The organism is Pseudomonas sp. JQ36 (assembly GCF_053851495.1).
On the sequence record NZ_CM132642.1, the window covers coordinates 4,091,990 to 4,105,640 of the forward strand.

General features: G+C 58.5%; 15 protein-coding genes. 5 read left to right on the forward strand and 10 right to left on the reverse strand.

Going from position 1 to position 13,651, the window contains the following annotated elements; genetic code table 11:
• Window positions 1-38: 38 nt before the first annotated feature.
• The 4 genes from ACS4NR_RS18435 to ACS4NR_RS18450 are packed head-to-tail and all read left to right on the forward strand — an operon-like array spanning window position 39 to window position 2,985.
• Window positions 39-689, forward strand: a complete 651-nt coding sequence (locus tag ACS4NR_RS18435; RefSeq protein WP_095139068.1) for a DUF2491 family protein — start codon at window positions 39-41, stop codon at window positions 687-689.
• A 15-nt stretch (window positions 690-704) separates the two neighbouring features.
• Entirely contained in the window at window positions 705-1,130 is a 426-nt protein-coding gene (locus ACS4NR_RS18440; RefSeq protein ID WP_095139066.1) for a DUF350 domain-containing protein, read from the forward strand.
• Window positions 1,131-1,147: 17 nt separating this feature from the next.
• On the forward strand, window positions 1,148-1,825 hold the full coding sequence (locus ACS4NR_RS18445) for a DUF1190 domain-containing protein (protein WP_443533918.1): 678 nt from the start codon (window positions 1,148-1,150) through the stop codon (window positions 1,823-1,825).
• Window positions 1,826-1,827: 2 nt separating this feature from the next.
• Entirely contained in the window at window positions 1,828-2,985 is a 1,158-nt protein-coding gene (locus ACS4NR_RS18450; protein ID WP_456018035.1) for a glutathionylspermidine synthase family protein, read from the forward strand.
• A 202-nt stretch (window positions 2,986-3,187) separates the two neighbouring features.
• On the opposite strand, the gene ACS4NR_RS18455 is transcribed toward ACS4NR_RS18450, so the two are convergent.
• The gene (locus ACS4NR_RS18455) at window positions 3,188-3,706 is read right to left on the reverse strand and encodes a single-stranded DNA-binding protein (RefSeq protein WP_007966163.1); all 519 of its coding nucleotides are present in this window, start codon (window positions 3,704-3,706) and stop codon (window positions 3,188-3,190) included.
• A 9-nt stretch (window positions 3,707-3,715) separates the two neighbouring features.
• Window positions 3,716-5,113 carry an MFS transporter gene (locus ACS4NR_RS18460; protein ID WP_115986889.1) on the reverse strand — a complete coding sequence of 466 codons (1,398 nt, stop codon included), beginning with the start codon at window positions 5,111-5,113 and terminating at the stop codon, window positions 3,716-3,718.
• Window positions 5,114-5,304: 191 nt separating this feature from the next.
• Between ACS4NR_RS18460 and uvrA the strand changes: the two genes are divergently transcribed.
• The gene (gene uvrA / locus ACS4NR_RS18465; protein ID WP_095139060.1) at window positions 5,305-8,139 is read left to right on the forward strand and encodes an excinuclease ABC subunit UvrA; all 2,835 of its coding nucleotides are present in this window, start codon (window positions 5,305-5,307) and stop codon (window positions 8,137-8,139) included.
• Between the two features lie 64 nt (window positions 8,140-8,203).
• Here the strand turns inward: uvrA and bfr are convergent, their stop codons facing one another.
• The 8 genes from bfr to rpmJ all read right to left on the reverse strand — a co-directional run bounded on the left by bfr (window position 8,204) and on the right by rpmJ (window position 13,628).
• On the reverse strand, window positions 8,204-8,668 hold the full coding sequence (gene bfr / locus ACS4NR_RS18470; RefSeq protein WP_247254549.1) for a bacterioferritin: 465 nt from the start codon (window positions 8,666-8,668) through the stop codon (window positions 8,204-8,206).
• A 150-nt stretch (window positions 8,669-8,818) separates the two neighbouring features.
• On the reverse strand, window positions 8,819-10,273 hold the full coding sequence (locus ACS4NR_RS18475; RefSeq protein ID WP_027614253.1) for a catalase: 1,455 nt from the start codon (window positions 10,271-10,273) through the stop codon (window positions 8,819-8,821).
• 239 nt (window positions 10,274-10,512) lie between these two features.
• On the reverse strand, window positions 10,513-10,899 hold the full coding sequence (gene rplQ, locus ACS4NR_RS18480; protein ID WP_003176402.1) for a 50S ribosomal protein L17: 387 nt from the start codon (window positions 10,897-10,899) through the stop codon (window positions 10,513-10,515).
• A 42-nt stretch (window positions 10,900-10,941) separates the two neighbouring features.
• A complete protein-coding gene (locus ACS4NR_RS18485) occupies window positions 10,942-11,943 on the reverse strand; it encodes a DNA-directed RNA polymerase subunit alpha (RefSeq protein WP_003186012.1) in 1,002 nt (333 codons plus the stop codon).
• Between the two features lie 22 nt (window positions 11,944-11,965).
• Entirely contained in the window at window positions 11,966-12,586 is a 621-nt protein-coding gene (rpsD, locus tag ACS4NR_RS18490; RefSeq protein ID WP_003176404.1) for a 30S ribosomal protein S4, read from the reverse strand.
• 18 nt (window positions 12,587-12,604) lie between these two features.
• Window positions 12,605-12,994 carry a 30S ribosomal protein S11 gene (gene rpsK / locus ACS4NR_RS18495; RefSeq protein WP_002555466.1) on the reverse strand — a complete coding sequence of 130 codons (390 nt, stop codon included), beginning with the start codon at window positions 12,992-12,994 and terminating at the stop codon, window positions 12,605-12,607.
• Window positions 12,995-13,024: 30 nt separating this feature from the next.
• Window positions 13,025-13,381, reverse strand: a complete 357-nt coding sequence (rpsM, locus tag ACS4NR_RS18500) for a 30S ribosomal protein S13 (RefSeq protein ID WP_008374135.1) — start codon at window positions 13,379-13,381, stop codon at window positions 13,025-13,027.
• Between the two features lie 130 nt (window positions 13,382-13,511).
• Window positions 13,512-13,628 carry a 50S ribosomal protein L36 gene (gene rpmJ, locus ACS4NR_RS18505; protein WP_002555468.1) on the reverse strand — a complete coding sequence of 39 codons (117 nt, stop codon included), beginning with the start codon at window positions 13,626-13,628 and terminating at the stop codon, window positions 13,512-13,514.
• Window positions 13,629-13,651 lie beyond the last annotated feature (23 nt).

A 13,651-nucleotide genomic window follows, 5' to 3' on the forward strand; every position in this document is an offset into this window, starting at 1 on the left:
TACGACGAACACCTCCACCCGCCTCAAGGAATGTACCCATGGGATGGTTCAAAGACTTGCTGGGCACCAGCAACTGGCAGACCGCTGCGCCAACGCCAACCGTTGCCAGTGGCCCACTCGGGATGGCACAAGGCAAAGGCGTGCGATTCGATTCGACCCTGGCCTTGCTGCTTGATGGCAGCACCTCGGTACAGGTTCCGGCTGCAGAGGCAATCTGGAGCGCCGGCTGGATCGACCTCGGCCAATCCAACAAGCTGCATCGCTACTACCTCAATAACGAAGACTTCTGGCTGCAGATCCACGTCACCGGTGACGACCAGATCGAGTCGGTCACCCTGTTCAACTACCTCAGCTACGTGACCGTCAACAGTGACGCCGAGCTGCAGCGCCTCGCCGGCCCCGCAAGCCCGATCGGCCTGCCGATCTACACCCACGACGGCGTCCAGTACAGCCGCGAATGGGGCACCGAGCAGGGCCAGACCGAACTCGTTCCGATGACCGAACACGTGGTCAACCCGGACGAGAGCTACACCATCGAACACCACTCCATGCTTTACGCGCGCGAGACCGGCCTGACCGATCGCCGCGAATTGCTGCTGTTCTCCGTCGAACAGGACGAGGAAGGCACCGTCAGCCTGAGCACCTCGCTGGGCATTTCGCTGTACACGACTGATTTGAGCACCATTTAAATAAGGAAGTTTTCCATGCTGGAAGTGCTGGCCGTTTCCCTGAACAAGACCGCACTGGTCGGTTTCGTCGTCTACCTGATCGGCGCCGTGTTGCTGTTCATGCTGTTCCAGTTCGTCTACACCCGTATCACGCCACACAAAGAGTTCGAGCTGATTCGCTCCGGCAACATCGCTGCCGCCATCGCTCTGGCGGGCGCGATCATCGGCTTCGCGATTCCGGCCAGCAATGTCATCGCGTTTTCGGTCAACGTCCTCGATTTTGTGCTGTGGGCGGTGATTGCTGCCGTGGTGCAATTGCTGGCATTCCTCGCCACAAGCCTGGTGCTCAAGGGCACGTCGCAGCGTATCGCCAACGGTGAAATCGCCTCGGGAATCTACGTGGCCGCGGTGGCTATCAGCGTCGGCATGCTCAACGCCGCGTGCATGACCCCGTCCAACTGATCGGCAGGAAGCCTTCGATGAAACGCAGCAAGTACGTTCAACTGTCCCTCGCCGCGTCGGTGGCGCTGGCGATCTCCGGCGAGGTTACCGCGCAGGAGCAGCAACGCTTCCAATCTGTCGAGGAGTGCGTCGGCGCCGAAGTGGCCGCCGATGTCTGCTCCAATGCCTACGTCGCGGCTCTGACCGAACACCGACGCATTGCACCGGCCTACGATGACAAGGCCAAGTGCGACGCCGACTTTGCCGCCGACTGGTGCCAGAAAAACTCCGATGGCCGCTTCGTGCCCAAACTTGGCGGTTTCAAGGTGCCGCAGAACGGCGAGGCGCCACAGGACCTGAATGCGCTTGCCAATGCGCAGATGCCTGCCGGTGAAGCCGCCGCCGCGCAGAACGCACAAAGTACTTCTCACTCGTCCGGCGGCGGCAACGGTTGGCTGACGGGCTGGCTGATCGGCAATGCGATGAGCAACAACGCCAATCGCACGGTCTATCGCGATCGCGATACGCGCCAGACCTACAACACCTCGACGCAGTACCGCAAAATCGAATCGGCACCGGCTACCCGCACCGACACCCGCTACGACAGCACCCGGAGCAAACCGGTCAACGTCGCTTCGTCGACGTCCCGCGGCGGCTTCGGCAGCCAGTCTTCCGCGCGCAGCGGTTGGGGCGGCTGGGGCAGTTCGAGCAGCTGACCATGAAGAAGATCCACTGCGCCGAGCGCCCCGACTGGAAACAGACTGCCGAAAGCCTCGGCTTTCTGTTCCACACCATCGACGACGAGCCGTACTGGGACGAAAGCGCCTACTACCAGTTCACGCTCGCGCAGATTGAAAACGATCTGGAGGATCCGACCACCGAACTGCACGAGATGTGCATGGACCTGGTCGACCGCGTGGTGCACAGCGAAGAGCTGCTGGATCGCCTGAGCATCCCGGCGCCGTACTACGACATGATCCGCACGTCCTGGCTGGAAGGTCATCCGCATCTGTATGGGCGTATGGACTTTTCCTACAACGGCAACGGCCCGGCCAAGCTGCTGGAGCTCAACTACGACACGCCGACCAGCCTCTATGAGGCGGCGGCGTTTCAGTGGGGTTGGCTGGAGCAGTGCATCGAGCGCGGGATGCTGCCGCGCCATGCCGACCAGTTCAACAGCATCGATACCAAGCTGCACCAGGCGTTTGCCGAGTTGCAGCTCAAGCGGCCGTTCTACTTTGCTTCGATGAAAGACTCGGTCGAAGACAAGGGCACCACCGACTACCTGCGCCTGATCGCGGAAAAGGTCGGGATCGAATCCAGGCACATCGACATCGAAGACATCGGCCTGACCGCCGAGGGTCGCTTCGTCGATCTGCAGGATCGCTGGATCCCGCACCTGTTCAAGCTGCATGCCTGGGAATTCATTTTCCACGAGCCGTTCGGCGCAGCGATTGCGGAAAGCGATACGCAGTTTTTCGAACCGGCGTGGAAGTCGATCCTGTCGAACAAAGGCGCGCTGCCGCTGCTGTGGGAATTGCACAAGGGCCATCCGAATCTGCTGGCAGCGCATCTTGATCCGAACCCGGCCAGTGCGGTGCCCAAGGGGTGGGTACGCAAACCGTACTTTTCCCGCGAAGGCGCGAATATCGAGCTGCAAACGGCAGAAGGTCTGATCGTCAAAGAAGACGGGCCCTACACCGATGCGCCATTCATCTTGCAGGAATTTGCGCCATTGCCGAAGTTCGACGACAGCTACACGCTGGTCGGCTCGTGGGTGATTGGTGATCAGGCGGCGGGGATCGGCGTGCGGGAAGACAACAGTCTGATCACCAAGGATTCCAGCCGGTTTCTACCGCACCTGATCCTCGACTGAACCACACATCCGCATTTGTGGGAGCGGGCTTGCTCGCGAATGCGGACTGCCATTCAACAAATGCTTTGACTGACCCGACGCCTTCGCGAGCAAGCCCGCTCCCGCAGGAGAGATCAGTGGTAATCGCGGACCTTGCGCCACAAAAAAGGCCCGTCGTTTTGAACGACGGGCCTTTTTTATTCAGCGCGGATGCAGCAACGAATCAGAACGGAATGTCGTCATCAAAGCTGTCGAAATCCGGAGCCGGTTGCGGTGCAGCCTGCTGTGGAGCCGGGGCTGGACGCTGTTGCGGAGCCGACTGTTGCGGACGCGGAGCCTGTTGACGTGGCGCCTGCTGCTGGTAGTTATTGCCACCGCCTTGTTGGTCGCCCTGTTGTGGACGGCCGCCGAGCAGTTGCATGGTGCCTTGCATGTCGACCACGATTTCGGTGGTGTAACGCTTGATACCGTCTTTTTCCCACTCGCGGGTCTGCAGCTTGCCTTCGATGTACACCTGCGAACCCTTACGCAGGTATTCGCCGGCGATTTCGGCAACCTTGCCGAACATCGAAACACGGTGCCATTCGGTCTTCTCGACCTTTTGACCGGTTTGCTTGTCGGTCCACTGTTCGCTGGTTGCCAGACTCAGGTTGGTCACGGCGTTACCGTTAGGCAGGTAGCGAACTTCGGGATCCTGGCCGCAAGTGCCGACCAATATGACTTTGTTAACCCCACGGGCCATAACGTTCTCCTAGGCTTCGCAAGCAGCCCCGGCCGGGTTGTTCACCAGGCGTTCGAGGGTGTCGCGATCCACTAATTCTTTGTCCAGTTTGATGTAAACAGCCGCTTCATCAGCAACTATCACTGCATCTGTTACCCCTACGAGGGCCTTGAGGCGCTCGACCAGACCCGCTTCGCGGATCGCCTCGGGCGACAACGGCAAGCGCAGGCTCGTCACGTAGGGAGGTTCGCGCATGGTAACAGCAAAGGCCAGCCAGATGGCAGCCAGACCCGCACATCCAAGGAACACAACCGACAGACCGCCATGCTGAAACAGCCAGCCGCCGAGTATCCCGCCAAGTGCCGAACCGAGGAACTGGCTGGTGGAATACACGCCCATCGCCGTGCCCTTCCCGCCTGCCGGTGAAACCTTGCTGATCAGCGACGGCAACGAAGCTTCCAGCAGATTGAACGCGGTGAAGAACACCACCGTGCCGATCACCAGAGCCCGCAAGCTGTCACCGAACTGCCAGAAGAATAGCTCAGTGAGCATCAGCGTCAGGACGGCGCCGAGCAAAATTCGTTTCATTTTGCGTTTCTTCTCGCCGTAGATGATGAACGGGATCATGGCGAAGAACGAAATCAGCAGTGCGGTCAGGTAAACCCACCAGTGCTGCTCCTTGGGCAAACCAGCCTTTTCCACAAGGGCCAACGGCAGGGCGACGAAGCTCGACATCAGCATCGCGTGCAGCACGAAAATGCCCAGATCCAGGCGCAGCAGATCCGGGTGTTTGAGTGTCGGCATCAGAGCCTGACGCGCCACGCCGGATTCTCGATGGCTCAACGGCCCGGTGGATTTCGGCACCATGAACATCACGATGACGATCCCGAACAGGGCCATACCGCCAGTGGCGAGGAACAGCCCGGACAGGCCAAACGCGCGGGTCAGCAACGGCCCGACCACCATGGCCACGGCGAACGACAGACCGATGGTCATGCCGATCATGGCCATGGCTTTGGTACGGTGTTGTTCACGGGTCAGGTCGGAAAGCAGTGCCATGACCGCAGCGGAAATCGCCCCGGCGCCTTGCAGGATGCGTCCGGCAATCACGCCCCAGATCGAATCGGACTGAGCCGCCAGCACACTGCCGAGAGCGAAGACCACCAGCCCGAGGAAAATCACCGGACGCCGGCCGATGCGGTCGGAAATGATCCCGAACGGAATCTGGAAAATCGCCTGGGTCAGGCCGTAAGCGCCAATCGCCAGCCCGATCAGGGCCGGGGTCGCTCCCGCCAGGTCCATGCCGTAGGTCGCCAGTACCGGCAACACCATGAACATGCCAAGCATACGGAAGGCGAACACCAGGGCCAGACCGCTCGCTGCGCGGGTCTCGCTGCCACTCATGCGTTCGCTGTGGGGATCGTGCATGGAAAAACCTCGTGTGAACCGGCGGCGATTCTACCAGTCCCATCGAAAGACGGGGTATATCGCGACGCTATGACGCGTATAGATGAAACTCTCTTCATGCAAGGTAAAAAACCCTTCGTTTGATAGTGTGCATCCATCCAGTATTTGCCCGTATACTCCTACGTTTTCGACGCCCGCCGAGCGAGGCCACTTTGGACAAGATCCTGATACGTGGGGCCCGTACCCACAACCTGAAGAACATCGACCTGACCCTGCCACGGGACAAACTGATCGTCATCACCGGCCTGTCCGGATCCGGCAAGTCGTCCCTGGCCTTCGACACGTTGTACGCCGAAGGTCAGCGCCGCTATGTCGAATCCCTGTCGGCCTACGCCCGACAGTTCCTGTCGATGATGGAAAAGCCCGACGTCGACACCATTGAAGGCTTGTCGCCGGCGATCTCCATCGAACAGAAGTCGACCTCGCACAACCCGCGCTCCACGGTCGGCACCATCACCGAAATCTACGACTACCTGCGTCTGCTGTATGCACGCGTCGGTACGCCGCGCTGCCCGGATCACGACATCCCGCTGGAAGCGCAGACCGTCAGCCAGATGGTCGACCTGGTGCTGGCGCAACCGGAGGGCAGCAAACTGATGCTGCTGGCGCCGGTGATCCGCGAGCGCAAGGGCGAGCACTTGTCAGTGTTCGAAGAGCTGCGCGCCCAAGGCTTCGTCCGCGCCCGGGTCAACGGGCGGATCTGCGAACTCGATGAACTGCCGAAACTGGATAAACAGAAGAAGCATTCGATCGATGTCATCGTCGACCGCTTCAAGGTTCGCGCCGATCTGCAGCAACGTCTGGCCGAATCTTTCGAGACCGCGTTGAAACTGGCGGACGGCATTGCCCTGGTCGCGCCGATGGATGATGAGCCGGGTGAAGAGATGATCTTCTCCGCGCGCTTCGCCTGCCCGATCTGCGGCCACGCGATCAGCGAGCTGGAACCCAAGCTGTTCTCCTTCAACAACCCGGCCGGTGCCTGCCCGACTTGTGATGGTCTGGGTGTGAAGCAGTTCTTCGACATCAAGCGTCTGGTCAATGGTGAACTGACCCTGGCCGAAGGCGCGATTCGCGGCTGGGACCGGCGCAACGTCTATTACTTCCAGATGCTCGGCTCACTGGCGTCGCACTACAAGTTCAGCCTGGAGAAGCCATTCAACGAACTGACCGCCGAACAGCAGAAGCAGATCCTGCACGGCAGCGGCTCACAGAATGTCGACTTCAAGTACCTCAACGACCGCGGCGATATCGTCAAACGTTCGCACCCGTTCGAAGGCATCGTGCCGAACCTTGAGCGTCGCTACCGCGAAACCGAATCGGCCAGCGTGCGCGAAGAGCTGGCCAAGTTCCTCAGCACCCAGGCTTGCCCGGATTGCCGCGGCACTCGTCTGCGTCGTGAGGCGCGGCACGTGTGGGTTGGCGAGAAAACCCTGCCGGCGGTGACCAACCTGCCGATCGGCGATGCCTGCGTGTACTTCGGCGAACTGAAGATGACCGGGCGGCGTGGCGAAATCGCCGACAAGATCCTCAAGGAAATCCGCGAGCGTCTGCAATTCCTGGTCAACGTCGGCCTCGACTATCTGTCGCTGGATCGCAGCGCCGACACCCTGTCCGGTGGCGAAGCACAGCGCATCCGCCTGGCGAGCCAGATCGGCGCCGGCCTGGTCGGGGTGCTGTACATCCTTGACGAGCCGTCCATTGGCCTGCATCAGCGCGATAACGACCGTTTGCTCGGCACCCTCAAGCACCTGCGCGATATCGGCAACACTGTGATCGTGGTCGAGCACGACGAAGACGCGATCCGTCTGGCCGACTATGTGGTGGATATCGGGCCGGGCGCCGGGGTGCACGGCGGGCAGATCGTGGCTGAAGGTACGCCGGCCGAAGTCATGGCGCACCCGGACTCACTGACCGGCAAATACCTGTCGGGCCGGGTGAAGATCGAAGTGCCGGCCAAACGCACACCACGCAACAAGAAGCTGACGCTGTCGCTCAAAGGTGCGCGCGGCAACAACCTGCGCAACGTCGATCTGGAAATCCCGATCGGCCTGCTGACCTGCGTGACTGGTGTTTCCGGCTCGGGCAAATCGACGCTGATCAACAACACGCTGTTCCCGTTGAGCGCTACTGCACTCAATGGTGCGACCACGCTGGAAGCGGCCGCACATGACAGCATCAAGGGCCTGGAGCATCTCGACAAGGTCGTCGATATCGATCAGAGCCCGATCGGCCGTACGCCGCGCTCCAACCCGGCGACCTACACAGGGCTGTTCACGCCGATCCGCGAACTGTTTGCCGGCGTGCCTGAGTCGCGCTCCCGTGGTTACGGCCCGGGCCGTTTCTCGTTCAACGTCAAGGGCGGTCGTTGCGAGGCGTGCCAGGGCGACGGCCTGATCAAGGTCGAAATGCACTTCCTGCCAGACATCTACGTGCCGTGCGATGTGTGCAAGAGCAAGCGCTACAACCGCGAAACCCTTGAGATCAAATACAAGGGCAAGAGCATCCATGAAACCCTCGAGATGACCATTGAGGAAGCCCGGGAATTCTTCGACGCGGTACCGGCGCTGGCGCGCAAGCTGCAAACGTTAATGGATGTGGGCCTCTCGTATATCAAGCTCGGGCAATCGGCAACCACGCTGTCCGGTGGTGAAGCGCAGCGGGTCAAACTGTCACGCGAGCTGTCCAAGCGCGACACCGGCAAAACTCTGTATATCCTCGATGAGCCGACCACCGGACTGCACTTCGCGGATATTCAGCAACTGCTCGACGTGCTGCATCGCCTGCGCGACCACGGCAACACGGTGGTGGTGATCGAGCACAATCTGGACGTGATCAAGACTGCCGACTGGCTGGTGGATCTGGGGCCGGAGGGCGGCTCCAAGGGTGGGCAGATCATCGCCACCGGCACCCCGGAGGAAGTAGCCGAGATGAAGCAGTCTCACACCGGTCACTACCTCAAACCGTTGCTGATTCGCGATCGTGCTTAATCGCCGGGCATGAAAAAACCCCTGTCACTTCATCAGTGACAGGGGCTTTTTTTGTATCTGGCAATCAGGTGTGGGATTGCAGGTAATTCTCAAGACCGATCAGCTTGATCAGGCCCAACTGCTTTTCCAGCCAGTAGGTGTGATCTTCTTCGGTGTCGTTGAGCTGAACCCGCAGGATCTCGCGGCTGACGTAATCCCTGTGCTGCTCGCACAGTTCAATGCCTTTGCACAGTGCGGCGCGGACTTTGTACTCCAGACGCAGATCGGCTTCGAGCATCTCCGGCACGGTGGTGCCGACATCCAGATCATCCGGACGCATACGCGGAGTGCCTTCAAGCATCAGGATCCGCCGCATCAGTGCATCGGCGTGGCCGGCTTCTTCTTCCATCTCGTGGTTGATTCGTTCGTAGAGCTTGGTGAAACCCCAGTCCTCATACATCCGCGAGTGAACAAAATATTGGTCACGCGCGGCCAGTTCGCCGGTCAGCAACGTGTTGAGGTAATCGATAACGTCTGGGTGGCCTTGCATCGCCCTACATCTCCCTGCTTGAAAGTCTGTAGTTTGAACCAAGCTGACCAGAAGGTCACCCCGTTTCGCGCAATAAAAGCGAAGATATTCTGAGAAAAGCGGCCTAAATAACGCAAAAACCGCCCTAATGAGGGCGGTTCTGCTTCTCGTTTAGACTTCGTTAAGCTGTACGTCGAGCAGCTTTGCGATTGCTTCTCCATACGCCGGATCGGCCTTGTAGAAATGCTGCAACTGACGATCAACCACATCAGGTGAAACACCGCTCATGGCGCCAGCGATATTGCTGACCAGCAAAGCTTTCTGCTCGTCGCTCATCAGACGGAACAGCGCACCGGCGTGGCTGTAGTAATCGGTGTCTTCGCGATGATCGTAACGGTCAGCAGCACCGCTCAAGGCCAGCGCAGGCTCGGCGTAGTGCGGCGCTTGCTTCGGCGATTCGATGTAGCTGTTCGGTTCGTAGTTAGGTGCTGCACCACCATTGCTGCCGAAGGCCATCGAGCCGTCGCGCTGGTACGTATTCACCGGGCTGCGCGGCGCATTCACCGGTAATTGTTGGTGGTTTGTGCCCACGCGATAGCGATGTGCATCGGCGTAGGCGAACACGCGGCCTTGCAGCATGCGATCCGGCGACAGACCGACACCTGGCACCATGTTGCTCGGACCGAATGCGGCTTGCTCGACCTCGGCAAAGTAGTTCAGCGGGTTGCGGTTCAGCTCCAGTTCGCCGACTTCGATCAGCGGAAACTCCTTTTGCGACCAGGTCTTGGTCACGTCGAACGGGTTCTCGTAGTGCGCTGCAGCCTGAGCCTCGGTCATGATCTGAATGCATACGCGCCATTTCGGGAAATCGCCACGCTCGATGGCTTCGAACAGATCACGCTGAGCGTAATCCGGATCGGTACCCGCCAGGCGCGCAGCATCGGCCGGTGCCAGGTTCTTGATGCCCTGCTTGGTTTTGTAGTGCCACTTCACCCAGTGACGCTCACCTTTGGCATTGATCAGGCTGTAGGTGTGGCTGCCGAAGCCGTGCATGTGACGGTAGCCATCGGGAATGCCGCGATCCGAAAACAGAATGGTCACCTGGTGCAGTGCTTCCGGCGAATGCGACCAGAAGTCCCACATCATCTGCGCGCTTTTCAGGTTGCTCTGCGGGAGGCGTTTCTGGGTGTGGATAAAGTCGGGAAACTTCAACGGGTCACGGATGAAGAACACAGGAGTGTTGTTGCCAACGATGTCCCAGTTGCCTTCCTCGGTGTAGAACTTCAGAGCGAAACCGCGTGGATCTCGCTCGGTGTCAGCCGAGCCACGTTCGCCGCCTACAGTGGAGAAGCGCAGGAACGTCGGGGTTTGTTTGCCGACGGCCTCAAACAGTTTGGCGCTGGTGTACTCGGTGATATCACGGGTCACGGTGAACGTACCGTAAGCACCCGAGCCTTTGGCGTGCACGCGGCGCTCAGGAATGTTTTCACGGTTGAAATGGGCAAGCTTCTCGATCAGATGAAAATCGTCGAGCAGTAGCGGCCCACGAGGACCGGCGGAGCGAGAATTCTGGTTATCGGCGACAGGTGCGCCACTGGCGGTCGTAAGCGTTTTGATCTGGCTCATACGGTCTTCTTCCTCTGTCAGTCTTGAAACTGCCGGCTAATCGGCTTGCTGGGAAGTATTGATCATCGATATGACACCTACAAATTCATTAACTTGTAGTCACCGATAGATAATTACTAATTATGCTTCCCGGCACATAGTGACAACAGAACAATGTCAGAAGCTTGTACGAACAGCGCATTTCTTGCGGGCACAAAAAACCGGGCACTAGGCCCGGTTTTTCGTTTCAGACTGACGTCTTACTCGGCGGATACAGCTTCGCCAGCAGTAGCACGATCAACCAACTCGACGTACGCCATAGGCGCGTTGTCGCCAGCGCGGAAACCGCACTTGAGGATGCGCAGGTAGCCACCCTCACGGGTAGCGTAACGCTTGCCCAGGTCGTTGAAGAGCTTACCAACGATAGCTTTCGAACGAGTACGGTCGAAAGCCAGACGGCGGTTAGCCAGGCTGTCTGTCTTGGCCAGAGTGATCAGCGGCTCGGCAACGCGGCGCAGTTCTTTGGCTTTTGGCAGAGTAGTCTTGATCAGCTCGTGCTCGAACAACGACACCGCCATGTTTTGGAACATGGCCTTGCGGTGCGAGCTGGTGCGGCTCAGGTGACGCCCACTTTTACGATGACGCATGGTTCATTCCTTACCAAACACTACGTTCGGTGATTACGACGATCAGGCAGTCGCCTTGTCGTCCTTCTTAAGACTTGCAGGCGGCCAGTTGTCGAGGCGCATGCCGAGGGACAGACCGCGGGAGGCCAGAACGTCCTTGATTTCAGTCAAGGATTTCTTGCCCAGGTTCGGAGTCTTCAACAGCTCTACTTCGGTACGCTGAATCAGGTCGCCGATGTAGTAGATGTTTTCCGCCTTAAGGCAGTTAGCCGAACGTACAGTCAGTTCCAGATCGTCAACCGGGCGAAGCAGGATCGGATCGATCTCGTCTTCCTGCTCGACAACCACTGGCTCACTGTCACCTTTGAGGTCGACGAACGCAGCCAACTGCTGTTGCAGGATGGTTGCAGCGCGGCGGATAGCCTCTTCAGGATCCAGAGTACCGTTGGTTTCCAGATCAATAACCAGCTTGTCCAGGTTGGTACGCTGCTCGACACGGGCGTTTTCCACCACGTATGCGATACGGCGAACCGGGCTGAACGAAGAGTCGAGCTGCAAGCGACCAATGCTGCGGCTTTCGTCTTCATCGCTCTGACGCGAGTCGGCTGGTTCATAACCACGACCACGAGCTACGGTGAGCTTCATGTTCAGGGCGCCGTTAGACGCCAGGTTAGCGATTACGTGATCGGGGTTAACGATCTCGACATCATGATCCAGCTGAATATCGGCAGCGGTAACCACCCCCGAACCCTTCTTCGACAAGGTCAGCGTAACTTCGTCACGACCGTGCAGCTTGATGGCCAGACCTTTAAGGTTCAACAGGATTTCAATTACGTCTTCCTGTACACCTTCGATGGCGCTGTACTCGTGGAGCACACCGTCAATCTCGGCCTCGACTACTGCGCAGCCGGGCATTGAGGACAACAGGATGCGGCGCAGCGCGTTGCCCAGGGTGTGGCCAAAACCACGCTCGAGAGGCTCGAGAGTGATCTTGGCGCGGGTTGGACTGACAACCTGCACATCAATGTGGCGGGGTGTCAGGAACTCATTTACCGAAATCTGCATGGATGCACCTATTTTCTAGCCCTTACTTGGAGTAGAGCTCGACAATCAGGCTTTCGTTGATGTCGGCGGACAGATCACTGCGAGCAGGAACGTTCTTGAAAACGCCCGACTTCTTCTCAGTGTCTACTTCTACCCATTCTACGCGGCCACGTTGGGCACACAGATCGAGAGCTTGGACAATGCGAAGTTGGTTTTTTGCTTTCTCGCGAACTGCGACCACGTCACCAGCACGAACCTGATACGACGGAACGTTTACGGTCTGACCGTTAACGCTGATCGACTTGTGCGATACCAGCTGACGGGATTCGGCACGAGTCGAACCAAAGCCCATACGGTATACAACGTTGTCCAGACGGCATTCGAGCAGTTGCAGCAGGTTTTCACCGGTTGCACCTTTCTTGCCAGCAGCTTCTTTGTAGTAGCCGCTGAACTGACGCTCGAGAACGCCGTAGATACGACGGACCTTCTGCTTTTCACGCAGTTGGGTGCCGTAATCGGACTGGCGACCGCGGCGTTGGCCGTGGATACCAGGTGCTGCTTCAATGTTGCACTTCGATTCGATCGCGCGCACGCCGCTCTTCAGGAAGAGATCGGTGCCTTCGCGACGAGCGAGTTTGCATTTTGGACCAATGTAACGAGCCATTCTTTACAATCTCCTGGATTACACGCGGCGCTTCTTCGGCGGACGGCACCCGTTGTGCGGGATTGGCGTCACGTCGGTGATGCTGGCGATCTTGTAGCCACAGCCGTTCAAAGCGCGGACTGCGGATTCACGACCTGGACCTGGACCCTTGACGTTAACGTCGAGGTTTTTCAGGCCGTATTCCAGCGCAGCTTGACCAGCACGCTCAGCAGCTACTTGAGCAGCGAACGGGGTGGACTTGCGGGAACCGCGGAAACCCGAACCACCGGAGGTAGCCCAGGAAAGAGCGTTACCTTGACGGTCGGTAATGGTCACGATGGTGTTGTTAAAAGAAGCATGGATGTGGGCGATGCCATCAACCACTGTCTTTTTAACTTTTTTACGAGGACGAGCAGCAGGTTTTGCCATGATTAAATTCCTGTCGATTCGCTGGGGCGATTACTTGCGGATCGGCTTACGCGGACCTTTACGGGTACGCGCGTTGGTCTTGGTACGCTGACCGCGTACTGGAAGACCGCGACGATGACGCAGACCGCGATAGCAACCGAGGTCCATCAAGCGCTTGATTTTCATGTTGATTTCGCGACGCAGGTCACCTTCAGTGGTGAACTTCGCCACTTCGCCACGCAGCTGTTCAATTTGCTCGTCGCTCAGATCTTTGATCTTTGCTGCTGGGTTTACCCCAGTGTCTGCACAGATTTTCTGCGCAGTAGTGCGACCGACACCATAGATGTAGGTCAGCGAGATAACAGTATGCTTGTTATCTGGAATGTTAACGCCTGCAATACGGGCCATTCAGTGGGACTCCAATTGACAGCTACCTACGCCCCGGAAGCCAAGAAATAGGGCGCGAGATAATATCGCTGTAATAACAAATAATCAACCCGGCAGCGCACTAGCTGCCGGGCTTGAAGCACAATCACACTCAGCCTTGGCGCTGTTTGTGACGCGGTTCCGCGCTGCAAATTACTCGAACAACACCTTCGCGGCGAATAATCTTGCAGTTACGGCACAGCTTTTTCACCGATGCACGAACTTTCATCACCAACTCCTCGAACCTTATGG

What these genes read in the sequence shown, in the direction of transcription:
- rpsM (WP_008374135.1), bottom strand. Translation starts at nt 13,381, where the DNA reads ATGGCCCGTATTGCAGGCGTTAACATTCCAGATAACAAGCATACTGTT.
- ACS4NR_RS18445 (WP_443533918.1), top strand. Translation starts at nt 1,148, where the DNA reads ATGAAACGCAGCAAGTACGTTCAACTGTCCCTCGCCGCGTCGGTGGCG.
- rpmJ (WP_002555468.1), bottom strand. Translation starts at nt 13,628, where the DNA reads ATGAAAGTTCGTGCATCGGTGAAAAAGCTGTGCCGTAACTGCAAGATT.
- ACS4NR_RS18485 (WP_003186012.1), bottom strand. Translation starts at nt 11,943, where the DNA reads ATGCAGATTTCGGTAAATGAGTTCCTGACACCCCGCCACATTGATGTG.
- rpsD (WP_003176404.1), bottom strand. Translation starts at nt 12,586, where the DNA reads ATGGCTCGTTACATTGGTCCAAAATGCAAACTCGCTCGTCGCGAAGGC.
- rpsK (WP_002555466.1), bottom strand. Translation starts at nt 12,994, where the DNA reads ATGGCAAAACCTGCTGCTCGTCCTCGTAAAAAAGTTAAAAAGACAGTG.
- ACS4NR_RS18460 (WP_115986889.1), bottom strand. Translation starts at nt 5,113, where the DNA reads ATGCACGATCCCCACAGCGAACGCATGAGTGGCAGCGAGACCCGCGCA.
- ACS4NR_RS18435 (WP_095139068.1), top strand. Translation starts at nt 39, where the DNA reads ATGGGATGGTTCAAAGACTTGCTGGGCACCAGCAACTGGCAGACCGCT.
- rplQ (WP_003176402.1), bottom strand. Translation starts at nt 10,899, where the DNA reads ATGCGTCATCGTAAAAGTGGGCGTCACCTGAGCCGCACCAGCTCGCAC.
- ACS4NR_RS18440 (WP_095139066.1), top strand. Translation starts at nt 705, where the DNA reads ATGCTGGAAGTGCTGGCCGTTTCCCTGAACAAGACCGCACTGGTCGGT.
- ACS4NR_RS18450 (WP_456018035.1), top strand. Translation starts at nt 1,828, where the DNA reads ATGAAGAAGATCCACTGCGCCGAGCGCCCCGACTGGAAACAGACTGCC.
- ACS4NR_RS18475 (WP_027614253.1), bottom strand. Translation starts at nt 10,273, where the DNA reads ATGAGCCAGATCAAAACGCTTACGACCGCCAGTGGCGCACCTGTCGCC.
- bfr (WP_247254549.1), bottom strand. Translation starts at nt 8,668, where the DNA reads ATGCAAGGCCACCCAGACGTTATCGATTACCTCAACACGTTGCTGACC.
- ACS4NR_RS18455 (WP_007966163.1), bottom strand. Translation starts at nt 3,706, where the DNA reads ATGGCCCGTGGGGTTAACAAAGTCATATTGGTCGGCACTTGCGGCCAG.